This is a genomic window from Anabaena sp. 54 (assembly GCF_017355725.1).
GTDB classification, from domain to species: domain Bacteria; phylum Cyanobacteriota; class Cyanobacteriia; order Cyanobacteriales; family Nostocaceae; genus Dolichospermum; species Dolichospermum heterosporum.
Map to the genome: position 1 here is coordinate 1 of NZ_JAAVWA010000057.1, position 12,261 is coordinate 12,261.

General features: G+C 40.4%; 10 protein-coding genes. 6 read left to right on the forward strand and 4 right to left on the reverse strand.

Features of this window, described 5'->3' with window-relative positions; translation table 11 throughout:
- Positions 1–291 precede the first annotated feature (291 nt).
- Positions 292–486, forward strand: coding sequence for a hypothetical protein (locus HEQ36_RS25470; protein WP_053538023.1), 195 nt, complete (start codon positions 292–294; stop codon positions 484–486).
- A 234-nt stretch (positions 487–720) separates the two neighbouring features.
- Here the strand turns inward: HEQ36_RS25470 and HEQ36_RS25475 are convergent, their stop codons facing one another.
- The 3 genes from HEQ36_RS25475 to HEQ36_RS25485 all read right to left on the reverse strand — a co-directional run bounded on the left by HEQ36_RS25475 (position 721) and on the right by HEQ36_RS25485 (position 2,988).
- On the reverse strand, positions 721–1,143 hold the full coding sequence (locus HEQ36_RS25475) for a TerB family tellurite resistance protein (RefSeq protein ID WP_053538022.1): 423 nt from the start codon (positions 1,141–1,143) through the stop codon (positions 721–723).
- Positions 1,144–1,200: 57 nt separating this feature from the next.
- A complete protein-coding gene (locus HEQ36_RS25480) occupies positions 1,201–2,541 on the reverse strand; it encodes a 16S rRNA (cytosine(967)-C(5))-methyltransferase (RefSeq protein WP_168637249.1) in 1,341 nt (446 codons plus the stop codon).
- A gap of 297 nt (positions 2,542–2,838) precedes the next feature.
- Positions 2,839–2,988 carry a hypothetical protein gene (locus tag HEQ36_RS25485; protein ID WP_168637250.1) on the reverse strand — a complete coding sequence of 50 codons (150 nt, stop codon included), beginning with the start codon at positions 2,986–2,988 and terminating at the stop codon, positions 2,839–2,841.
- A 57-nt stretch (positions 2,989–3,045) separates the two neighbouring features.
- Between HEQ36_RS25485 and HEQ36_RS25490 the strand changes: the two genes are divergently transcribed.
- The 4 genes from HEQ36_RS25490 (at position 3,046) to HEQ36_RS25505 (ending at position 8,529) form a co-directional block, all read left to right on the forward strand.
- Entirely contained in the window at positions 3,046–4,287 is a 1,242-nt protein-coding gene (locus HEQ36_RS25490) for an RNA-guided endonuclease TnpB family protein (protein WP_053538020.1), read from the forward strand.
- 618 nt (positions 4,288–4,905) lie between these two features.
- On the forward strand, positions 4,906–5,301 hold the full coding sequence (locus HEQ36_RS25495) for a hypothetical protein (RefSeq protein WP_168637251.1): 396 nt from the start codon (positions 4,906–4,908) through the stop codon (positions 5,299–5,301).
- Positions 5,302–5,308: 7 nt separating this feature from the next.
- A complete protein-coding gene (locus HEQ36_RS25500) occupies positions 5,309–7,165 on the forward strand; it encodes an SUMF1/EgtB/PvdO family nonheme iron enzyme (RefSeq protein WP_168637252.1) in 1,857 nt (618 codons plus the stop codon).
- A gap of 545 nt (positions 7,166–7,710) precedes the next feature.
- Complete coding sequence (locus tag HEQ36_RS25505) at positions 7,711–8,529, forward strand: DUF2887 domain-containing protein (protein WP_053538017.1); 819 nt, start codon at positions 7,711–7,713, stop codon at positions 8,527–8,529.
- A gap of 347 nt (positions 8,530–8,876) precedes the next feature.
- Here HEQ36_RS25505 and HEQ36_RS25510 read toward each other — a convergent pair whose 3' ends face one another.
- Complete coding sequence (locus HEQ36_RS25510) at positions 8,877–10,325, reverse strand: glycoside hydrolase 100 family protein (RefSeq protein ID WP_053538016.1); 1,449 nt, start codon at positions 10,323–10,325, stop codon at positions 8,877–8,879.
- A 758-nt stretch (positions 10,326–11,083) separates the two neighbouring features.
- Between HEQ36_RS25510 and HEQ36_RS25515 the strand changes: the two genes are divergently transcribed.
- The gene (locus HEQ36_RS25515) at positions 11,084–12,154 is read left to right on the forward strand and encodes an Mrp/NBP35 family ATP-binding protein (protein WP_168637253.1); all 1,071 of its coding nucleotides are present in this window, start codon (positions 11,084–11,086) and stop codon (positions 12,152–12,154) included.
- Positions 12,155–12,261: the final 107 nt, after the last annotated feature.

The window sequence follows — 12,261 nt, forward strand, 5'->3', positions numbered from 1 at the left end:
TCCCTACACGACGCTCCTCCCAACCACACCACAAACAACAAACAAGACACAAACAAGAAACTCCCCCTCCACCCCCCCTACCCCCCCTACTCCCCCTACTCCCCCTACCCCCCCTACTCCCCCTACTCCCCCTACTCCCCCTACTCCCCCTACTCCCCCTACTCCCCCGCCCCCTGCTCCCCTACTCCCTATTCCCTAGAAACAGCAAAGATTTTTCCTGGGGTAGATGTAGGTGATTAACTCAGTTTATACTTTGTTAAGAAGTGTAACCTACATTAGACGAATATAGTCATGAGTTATTTATTGCTCCAAGTCCAAGTACCAGATACCGGAAATCACTTTCCCCTAGCTTTTACTTTGGTGTATGTAGTGGGTTTTGTCGCTGCTATCACCATTGGTTCAATTGCCTGGTACAACTCCAAACGTCCCCCCGGTTGGGAAAATAAGGAACGCCCTGACATTATCCCCAAGGTAGAAAAGGAATAGATTCGGTAATTGGTGATTGGTGATTGGTCATTGGCAAGAATGTTTTACCCATTACCCATTAGAGACTTCCAATTAAAAAAATATCCCAAAATTTCTTGTGGTGCAGGCATCTTGCCTGCCAATAATACAAGGACGGGCAAGATGCCCATCCCACAAGATTGGATAGCGAGGCGCTGCTGCAAGCAGTTCATCTTTTTTGTGGAGTTCTCTTACCCATTACCCATTACCCATTACCTAATTCTGTACATCCACCCAACGACGGTAAAGTTTTTTAATCTGTTTGAGCAAAGTTATATGGATACTGGGGTGAGATTCACTAGACTTGCTTAACTCTTCCAATTGAGAGAGGAGTCTTGCTTCTTCAACGGCTACATCACCGTCACTGTAAATTAAGCCACTGATAGCTTCAATTAAATCCTCGTAATCTTCCTGAGTTGGGCGATCGCCTAAATATTCCTTGACCCATTGATAACACTCATTTGGCTTGACTGGCACTAATTCATACAACCAAGGTTTAATCTCTGGATCATTGGCTAAACCTTTAACTTGGGCTATTTCTCGCAGATATTGCCGTTCTTCTGGTTGGATTTTGCCATCAATCCAAGCTGCTCCAATCAGGATTTTTACTAGGTTTTTTACATGAGAATGATTAACCATCACTGCCTCCTCTGGTAGATTCGGGCTTTGATTAAATCTTACAATCACTATTGGTATTCACTCGGAATCCTTAGTTTTTCTTAAGCGCACCATAAAAAAACCATCCATATCCTGTTGGTGAGGCCAAACTTTCAACCACCCCAGGGGAGAAATATCGGCAAAATCAAAGCTAGGAGGTTCAATTTGCCAATGGGGATTTGCGGCTAAAAACTCCGAAATTACCTGTTCATTCTCCGCTGGATGCAGTGTACAAGTGGCATAAACTAAAACGCCGCCAGTCTTGACAAAAGTTGCATTGTGTGATAACAATTCTTTTTGTAATTGGGAAAGTTCTTGAACAGAAGCCGGTGTTTGTCGCCAACGCGCATCAGCGTGACGGTGCATAGTTCCCAAACCCGAACAAGGAGCATCAAGCAATACACGGTCAGCCAAATTGTAGAATTGCGGTAAATTGCGGCTGTCTCCTGAACAAATTTCGATAGATTGTAAATTTAGACGTTGAGCATTTTCTTTTAATTTCCGTAACCGGGAAGCAGTTTTATCACAAGCCCAAATTTTGCCTTTATCTCCCATTAACTCAGCAATATGGGTGGTTTTCCCCCCTGGTGCAGCACAAACATCAATCACCACATTACCGGGTTGAGGGTCAAGTAAATGACCAACTAATTGAGCGCTACTATCTTGGACAGTCCACCAACCTTCATGAAAACCAGGTAAATTTTGAATTGCGCCGTTATTACCAATTAATCGTAAAGCTTGGGGTAAATGGGGAATAGGTTTAACTAAGACACCAGCAGATGCAAAAGCTGATTCTACTTCTTCTAAAGAACTACGCAGGATATTTACTCGTAAATCAATTGTTGGGGTTTGATTCATCCAAGCACAAAGTTTTTCTGTTTCTGCAAAACCCAATTCTTTTAACCAAACCTCAATTATCCAATTAGGGAAACTGTGTAATATTCCCAATCTTTCTACTGGATTTTCTGGTAACTTTAGCGGTTCTGATGACTTTTCTGCAAGTCGGAGATATTGACGTAATAAACCATTGACAAACCCAGTTAAACCAGGAAAACCATTTTCTTTTGCTAATTCGACGGTGGTATTTACAGCCGCAGAAACGGGAATTCTTTCTTGATAACGCAGTTGATAAAAACCCAGATGTAAAATTGTGCGAAGGTCTTTTGGTTGTTGCTGAATTTTCTTTGTAGCAAGTTGGTCAATAATAGCGTCTAAAGTGCGTTGTCTTCTCACACTCCCATAGACTAATTCTGTCATTAATCGGCGATCTGCGTCGGGTAACTTAAATTTTTGTAGCGCTCGGTCTAGGGCAACATCAGCATAAGCTCCTTTGTGTACTTCTTTAAGAGCAATAAAGGCGAGTTGGCGGGGATTGGTCATGAAAGATAATCATCCTGTTTACTTTGGTTGAAATTGGTACACTTAAGTAATTGGACAAAAATATTTACAGTCATTGCGAGGGAAGGGAAGCAATCACAACCCTGGCGATTGCTTCATTTCACTTCGTTCCATATGGCTAACGCCACGCAACGCTTACGCAATAATATTGTGTAATTAATTCTGTCTCACTACTTAATTTACAAGGGAAACCGGGAAGTTTGAAAGCCCCTGAGAAACAGGAACGCTAGTTCCGTCTTTCGTGCTTCAGACAGGGGATGAAAAACGACACGGGCGGTTTTAACCACCTTCAATATTATCCTTGAGTTTCAAGCTATCTACCCAATCTTCTATCAATGCGGTAACTGTTTTCTCTCTTTGCGCTGCATATAAAAACAGCTTATGTTTTCTGCGTTCTGAGAGTCGGACTGATACTGTTTTATCTTTCATAATGTCTTGCGGTTGTTAGTACATTGTGTTATTATAAGACAAAGGGAGAAAAACGCAATGTATGGATGCCAGCAAATACTAATCAGTCCCAACAATGAATTAGGAGCGGTTCTTGAGTTCTTATGTGGGGAGTCAAATAAACTTGCTAATTGTGGGACTTATTATGCCAGACAATTGTTTTTTAAGACGGGTAAAATTCCTGGTAAGTTTGACTTGCATCGTGAGTTAGCAAGTAATTCACATTTTGGGGCAATGTATTCTCAAGCTGCACAGCAATGTTTAACAACTGTGGCGGAATCGTTCAAGTCTTATATTGGACTTTTGAAAGGGATTAAAAATGGTACAGTCACTCAAAAACCTAAGCTACCTGGATACCGAAAACCTGGATTAAATCTCGTAACTTTTCCTGGACAAGCTATTAAACTAAAGAACGGTAAGCTAAGATTTCCGATGGGTAGTAAGGTGAAAGTTTGGTTTGGGCTTAACGCTTTTTATGTTCCCATGCCTTCTAATTTAGAGCATAAGGACATCAAAGAATACCGCATACTGCCAAGGAATAATGAATTTTATTTGGAGTTAATTTATAAAATAACTTCTCACAAGCCCGACGTAAATATTGAGAATGTTTTATCAATTGATCACGGGTTGAACAACTGGCTAACCTGTGTCAGTAACGTTGGTACGTCATTTCTGATTGACGGACGCAAGTTAAAATCAGTGAATCAATGGTACAACAAACGAGTTTCGGTTCTCAAAGAAAATCAACTTCAAGGTTTTTGGTCTAAGCAATTAGCGTCAATAACTGAAAAGCGGAATCGCCGGATGAGGGACGCTACTAATAAAGCAGCTAGAATCGTAATCAACCATTGCATTGATCATAAAATTGGGACTGTCGTTTTTGGCTGGAACGTTGGACAAAAAGATTCTATAAATTTAGGTTCTAAAACTAATCAAAAATTTGTCCAAGTTCCTACCGCAAGATTAAAAAACCGCATTGCTCAACTGTGTGAACAATACGGCATTAAGTTCGTTGAAACTGAAGAATCTTATACCTCAAAAACATCGTTTCTAGACAATGATTTTCTACCTACATTCGGTGCAAAACCTGAAGGGTGGAAAGAGTCAGGAAGAAGAGTTAGCCGGGGTTTGTACCATTCTCAAGATGGTACAAAAATCAATGCAGATTGCAACGGTGCAGCTAATATTTTCAGAAAAGTAGCGGTAAAGCTAGGATTAAATTCTAGTGGAATCAGTAGAGGCGCATTGATATCGCCGTTAAGATTATTTATTTGGTCTTAAGAATCCCCGTCCATTTATGGCGGGGAGTGTCAAATATTTTGAATGTTCCTATCTTAATCCTGTTCATCCTTAAATCCTGGACATCCTGATTCAGACAACTCCATCACAAATTACACTTATGTACCAAAATCATCAAAACACCTATTGAAAATAGGCGTTGCTGAATTGAGGTATGAAATTTCCAAATTGAACCTTTAAAAATCTTACCTTTGCGTCTTTGCGCTTTTGCGTGAGACTAAAATTTATAAGCTGTTGTGCATTTAGTTTGTATAATTCTAGCGGGCAAGATGCCCGCACTACAAAGTTCAAGTAAATTATGGTTATCAAATTTAGCTGCGTAACAGCTTACCCTTAATCAGCAACGCCTGAAAATATTCCCATCCTAATCCTGTTCATCCTTAAATCCTGGACATCCTGATTCAGACAACTTCATCACAAATTACACTTCACTTAAGTAGGTTAGCATTGAAAATCGTCGTTATGGCAAGGCAAGAGGCAAAAGGCAAAAGGCAAGAGTGAAGAGGGTTTGGGGGATTTTACATTTCTTTACACAGTTTGGTTTTATTGTGTTCACCTACTTATGTGCGAGAATTGTCACAGCAGGTGTGAGAAAGTAACATGATAGACAAAAACTGGCAAGATGAAGAACTGTGGATTGTCACCGCAAGTAGTTCTGATAATGGTTCAAAACAAGGGATGAAAGCTGTTAGAGGTAATGGTAATCCTTACAGTAGTCCTGCGGTTACGGATGAAGAAATAAAAAACAGTCGCATTACAGCCGGCACCTTAGCGAAGCAAATGTCGCACTTTGTGGGTGTAATCAGTGGTGTGTTTAGTAATGTTCAGAAGCAAGTCGAAACCCAAGGGGAACTCCAGCTTGATGAAATTACCCTCACGGTAGAAATTAGTAGTGAAGGTGAAATTAAATTGCTGGGTACGGGTGTAAAGGCTGCTGGTAAAGGCGCAATTGAGCTAAAATTTAAGCGTTCATCACCCCAATCACCTGTAAATTGACCGCAATATGGCTAAGAATTGCGCTGTTGTCATTGGCGTTAACGAATATGACGAAATTCAGTGCCTCCAGTATGCAAAAACTGATGCAGAACGGGTGCGCGATTATTTTTCAACTGGTTTAGGTGTACAACCAGAGTATCTATATTTTTTCTCTGATGATTCACCGCGCAACAGCCTGGGAAAGAAAACTCAACCAACCTACGGTACACTAAACAGCTTTTTCAATGATCGCTTTGAACAGCCTTTTTTAGAATCTGGGGATACTCTCTGGTTCTATTTTAGCGGTCATGGGATGCCCCACGAAGGACGAGATTATTTATTACCCATAGATGGAAATCCTCGCACTGTACCCAATTTAGCAATTCCCATTACCTACATCACAGAACGGTTACGGCGCAGTGGTGCAGATAATATAGTTTTATTTATTGATGCTTGTCGCAGCACTGGTCAAAAAAGCGCAGGTTTGGGAATTGGTGAAGAAAAACAGCAAGGTGTGATTACCTTTTATTCCTGTAGTCCCAGTCAGGTTTCCTACGAAATTGAGGAAATTCAACAGGGTGCTTTTACTCATGTATTACTCAATGGGTTGAAAATTCAAGGTGAAAGCAACTGCGCGACGGTTGAACGGTTGTATAACTATTTGCGCTATCAAGTTCCCCAATTGACCCAAAAGCATAAAAATTATCCTCAGACTCCCTATGCTGCCATAGAACCTGCTACAAAATTGCATTATATTTTATTGCCTAAATCTGCCACTGACAGGGATATTAGCACCCTGAGAGAAGATGCTATGCAAGCAGAAATTGAAGGAAATTTTGATTTAGCTTTTCAGTTATGGGTGCGTGTGAACGTGGCCGCAGGTGGACAGGATATGAAAGCCATTGCAGCCTTTGGGAGATTGTCAAATAAGCCCCTACCAGGGAAGGGGGAGAAATCAAAGCCTCTCTCCTCCCAGGAGAGAGGTTTGGAGAGAGGTTCTTCAGAGGAACAGGGACAGAAAATAGCAGCAGCAAAACGCCAGGAGTTGACTGTAAATTTAGGTCAAGGCTTAACCATAGAACTGGTTCGTGTGCCAGCAGGGAAGTTTATGATGGGAATGCCCCCAGAGGAACGCCAAATAGCCCTAGAAAATGCCCTGAAATATAACGTAGAGCGTGAAGAGGCTGAAGAATGGTTAGATTGGTCTACCCCCCAGCATGAGGTGTATCTGCAAGAGTTTTTAATGGGCAAATATGCTGTTACCAATGCCCAATGGTACGCTGTCATGAAAACTAAGCCATGTGAGCAATATAATTCCGAGTTTCAAGGCGATAAGCAGCCTGTAATTGGCGTTTCCTGGCACGAAGCCCAGGCTTTTTGTGAAAAGCTATCTGAACAAACAAAGCGGGCTGTCAGATTGCCCACAGAGGCAGAATGGGAATATGCCTGTCGGGCTGGAACAACTACAGCCTTTGCTTTTGGTAAGACTATTACAACTGATCAAGTTAACTATAACGGCAATTATCCTTATGCGGATACCCCCAAGGGCAAATATCGAGAATGTACCGTAAATGTGGATAGTTTCACCCCTAACCCCTGGGGCTTATATCAAATGCACGGGAACGTCTGGGAATGGTGTTTGGATGAATTTCACGACAGTTATAGCGAAAAACCAGCGCGTTTAAAAAGTAATGGTAATGAAGTTTGGGGAGAATTGAAGGTAAATGAAGAAGATAATCGCGCTTATATATTTCGGGGCGGTTCTTGGTACAGCAATGCTTTCATTTGCCGTTCGGCGAGTCGTAGCAGGGGCAGCGCGCGTAATCAAGGCGTTAATCTCGGTTTTCGTGTTGTGTTCGGGTCTTCCTCGCCAGGATTCTCTTAGCCCTTTACCCTCTTGCGCTTTTGCGCTCTTCTCTTTCTTCTCTACCCTTACCCCTCGCCGTCAGGCGATCAAATTTTTTTGATTTAGTAGGGTGCGTCAGATATCGAAATGTTTATTTTTACCGAAGTTATCATTTCTGACCCGACAATAAAGACTTGTAAACGATATCGCTGATTAATATTCGGATATTGTAAATTGAGGGTGGCTATCCTTGCTTATACTTCTTAGTATGTATGGCACATAGCTTGGGGTTGAGTTATTAAACGGGGCGGTTCTTGGTACAACAATGCTATCAATTGCCGTTCGGCGAATCGTAACAGGAACAACGCGCGTAATCAAGACAATAATCTCGGTTTTCGTGTTGTGTTCGGGTCTTCCTCGCCAGCACTCTCTACAGTCAGAGTTGATAGGAGGGATTCTATCAAGCGTACACCAGAGAGTCCAAACTCAAACCCAGTGATGTGGGTGACTATATCCAAATATAAAACCGAGCCAGTTAGCTTGGTAGGGAAACCGAAGACTTAACTGGCTCAATATTATAAACTATGCACACAGATACAATATTTTATCAAATTTTTCTCACTTTTCACACTCTATTGTTTGAATTGCTCGGACAACCAATAGAAAATGCTCAAGGTTATAATTTTACTTCCGTCGAAGTTAAAGAAAAAGCCTTTCGATTTGATGGTATTTTCATGCCAGATAGTTTGGAAAAACCCATCTATTTTGTCGAAGTGCAATTCCAACCCAAACTTGATTTTTATTGGGAATTAATAGCAGAAATAAACATTTATCTCAATCAATTTAAACCAGTACAAGATTGGCAAGCAGTAGCTTTATTTGCTAAACGGAGTTTAGATGTAGAAGTATTAACTAATTACCAACAAGAATTAATTGATAGTGGGAGAATCAAACGCATTTATTTAGATGAACTACCACCTGGTTCAATTGGTGTGGGGTTAATTGAATTAATTGTCAGTAAAGAAACCCAAGCACCAGAATTAGTCAAAAATCTCATGGCAAGAACAAAGACAGAGATTGATAATAACAGAGAAAAACAAGGTATTATAGAATTGTTAGAGACTGTTTTGTTGTCCAAATTTTCACAATTAAGCCGTCAGGAGATTGAAGCGATGTTTTTAGTTAGTGATATTAAGCAAACTAGGGTATATCAAGAAGCAAAGCAGGAAGAAGCAACAAACTTATTGGTGCGTATATTATCCAAGCAATTTGGGAAATTGAGTGGTAACTACATCGAAACTATCAGCAACCTCACAATAGAACAACTAGAAGACCTGGGAGAAGCATTATTAGACTTTATAGACATTACCGACCTGGAAGAATGGTTAAAATCTCATAAATAATCTATGATTCTGTACACAAACACTAAGCTGTTGTGCATTTAGTTTGTATAAGAGACTTCCAAGAAATAAATTATCCTAAGAAACGAACCACAGAGGCACAGAGTACACAGAGAGAGAATTTCTGCATCAGTTTTGGGACATTTTTTTATTTGGAAGTCTCTAATTCTAGCGGGCAAGATGCCCGCACTACAAAGTTCAAGTAAATTATGGTTATCAAATTTAGCTGCGTAACAGCTTAGCGTCCCGTAGGGATACATTGCAAGAGTCAGATCCCCGACTTCTCTAAGAAGTCGGGGATCTTGTTTTTCATAACTAAACCACCCTACGGTTTTCAGATAAAATTAGGTTTAAGGATTCATGTAAGGATCTATCCCACCAACTTCAAACTCACAGGCTCTAGAAACCACATCTGGAGGTAACTTATCAAAACTAATTAATGGTAAATAATCAGGATTATCTATGAGTTCCTGCGCTAATAAATAACCAGCAATTGTCCAAGTTTGATACTTTCTTGCTTGTTTACCAATTAATCTGCCTTTTTTTCCATCATAATATTCTGGCCATTCATCTTCCGATAATCTGACTTTAGCAATTGCAATAGCTTTTTCTGCCAACTGTGGTTTTTTTGTTTTCACCGCTGCTGCTGCTAACATCCACATTAAGACAGGCCAGCTACCAGCATTATGATATGACCAAGGTATATTTTTGGGGTCACATCCTGTGACGACTCGATATTCTTCACCTTGTAAAGCCGGATAACAGATTTTAACGGGCATATCTCCGACTAAATCATCCCATCGTTTTTCAATCAAATTCATAATTGCTTGGGACTGTTCTTCTGTGGAAAGGTCAGAAATTACAGCCATCAAATTTCCGAGGGTGAAGAACCGAGTATCCATTTGTGATGGTCCGACATTTCCGGCAAAATAACCACCTTTTTTCGGTAGCCATTTATCTAACTCATAATAAGGTAAGGAATCGGCATAAATATTGAAAAGATTAACCGCCGTTTTTCCGTATTCCTCACCCTTAAAGCGATAAATTGCATTCAGACGATTAATATCTATCCAGTAATGCTGACGAATATGACCACATAATAAAGGTAAGCGGTTATCAATTGCTTCGACAATATCCTCATTACCTTTACAAATTAGTAGTTCTCGCGCTGCACGTAAAGCGGCAAAAAATAGAACTTGAATTTCTAAAGGATGTCCATAAATTCCCATGCGTCTGTCTATCATACAAGCGCCATCAGGAACTAATAGCGTCGGGTACATATCAAACCGATTAGCTAAACAGATGTCCATAATTAACCTAATTCCTGTTTGGAATTCTGGTTGATAAGCCAGGGAATTATCTTGAGTAGCAACTACATAAGCACGTAATAAAATTAACCACCATAAACAAGAATCTACAGGTGTGACTCTGGCGATCGCGTGTTCACCAAAATCAGCTTCTAAAAACTCTTCCCCATTGGCAGAAACAACTTTAAAACTAGCTGGAATTAATCCTCTACCGGGTTTATAGGCATCTAATGCCTTTTCTTTCGGCTGTAACTTTAATGTTTCTTCTAGGAAATTCTTGACAATATCTGTTCTGCCTTTAATCAAAAAAATTAACGCCGAGGAAACAAAATCCCGGATAAAACATTGGTCATAATTTAATGCTTCGACGGATGAATCATAAGCCGCTACAGTACCAACGGGCTGACCTTTGTAGTAGAGAATTGAATTCTCTAATGCAAGCCAAGCTTCATTTTCTATATTTTTACTTGTCTCTAATTTGTTTAGTTGCATTACCAGACTAACTCCATTTAGATAGTATACTTGTTGGGAGTAGATGCACCTTTAATTCTTCTCTAATGCCATTTTCATCATAACTTTGAAATAGCAAATATCAATTCATTCAAAATACTAAATATGAGTCAATACCAAAATTAAACTCAATACCTTTGACAAACTGAAAAAAGCCTTGATTCGTAGGTGGCGTTGAGAGCCATAATCCAGTAAATGCCTTGGGTTACACTGTCACTCAACCCAATCTATAAGAAATGGCAAAGGTATTGTAAACTGCATCATATTTAACAGTTTTTTGAATTTCTAGAAACGTGGATTCTTGTGTATGTAGAACCACTTAAATGTAGTATATCTACTTAATTAACAATTGGCTATTGCGATGACAAAATAAATTATTCCCCTACAACTTAACAAGTTATAACGTTTTTTCAGAATATGCAATATCAACAGCTAAAAAAAATGGGGGATTAATACTGATCAAGGGATATATATTTTACCAGCCCTTCCTAAGCTGCAACTTTTGATATCCTGGATTAACTGCTGGCATCGCGGTTCTAGCACAGATTGAACTGTTAATATCAGGATGATTGATAATTTTAGGGATAAGTTCGCTAAGATTCTACATTCACAGACTCGCCGTTAAACGAAAGGTTTCTCAGAACTGACAACTAAACAATTACCCCAATAAAGTTAAGATTCTAGTATCTGTCAATGAAAATTTTTTAAGCTTTATAGTCAGCGGCAACGGTAAACACACTATGTATGATGTCCTAGATTCCCACGCAGTCCTAGAAGTGTTGCGACCAGTAGAAGATCCAGAACTTCGCAAAAGTCTGGTAGAGTTAAATATGATTCGCAACGTCAAAATTGACGGTGGCAAGGTTAGTTTCACTTTGGTGTTGACCACTCCGGCTTGTCCTTTACGGGAGTTTATTGTCGAAGATTGTCAAAAAGCTGTTAAAAAGCTCCCTGGTGTTACAGATGTGAGTATAGAAGTAACAGCGGAAACACCCCAGCAAAAAAGCTTACCAGACCGCAACGGTGTACCTGGGATAAAAAATATTATTGCTGTTTCTAGCGGTAAAGGTGGCGTTGGTAAGAGCACAGTTGCTGTAAATATCGCCGTTGCTTTAGCGCAAACTGGCGCTAAGGTTGGTTTATTAGATGCAGATATTTATGGACCCAATGATCCTACTATGTTGGGTTTAAGCGATGCTAAAATTAATGTCCGGTCTACAGAGGCAGGGGACATTCTCGAACCGGCGTTTAATCATGGTGTCAAGCTTGTTTCCATGGGCTTTTTGATTGATCGAGATCAGCCAGTAATTTGGCGCGGTCCGATGCTGAATGGTGTGATTCGTCAGTTTCTTTATCAAGTGGAATGGGGAGAACTGGATTATTTAATTGTGGATATGCCCCCAGGGACTGGTGATGCTCAATTAACTTTAGCCCAATCAGTACCAATGGCAGGGGCAGTTATTGTGACTACACCACAAACGGTAGCTTTGTTGGATTCCCGGAAGGGGTTGCGGATGTTCCAGCAGTTAAATGTTCCAGTTTTGGGAATTGTCGAAAATATGAGCTATTTTATTCCCCCAGATCAACCGGATAAGCAATATGACATTTTTGGTTCTGGTGGTGGTTCAAAAACAGCCGCAGAATTAGGAGTTCCTCTGTTAGGATGTGTACCATTAGAAATTTCTACCAGAATTGGGGGTGATAGTGGTGTGCCGATAGTTATTGGTGAACCTAATTCAGCCGCTGCTAAAGCATTGAAGGCGATCGCTCTCACTGTAGCAGGTAAAGTTTCAGTTAATGCTTTGACATAAGATCAGGAGTATGGCTAACGCCACGCTGCGCTATCAGGAGTTCAGAAGGAAGAAATTTCTCCCCAACTCCCCCCACTCCCCCCACTCCCCAGATCGGAAGAGCGTCG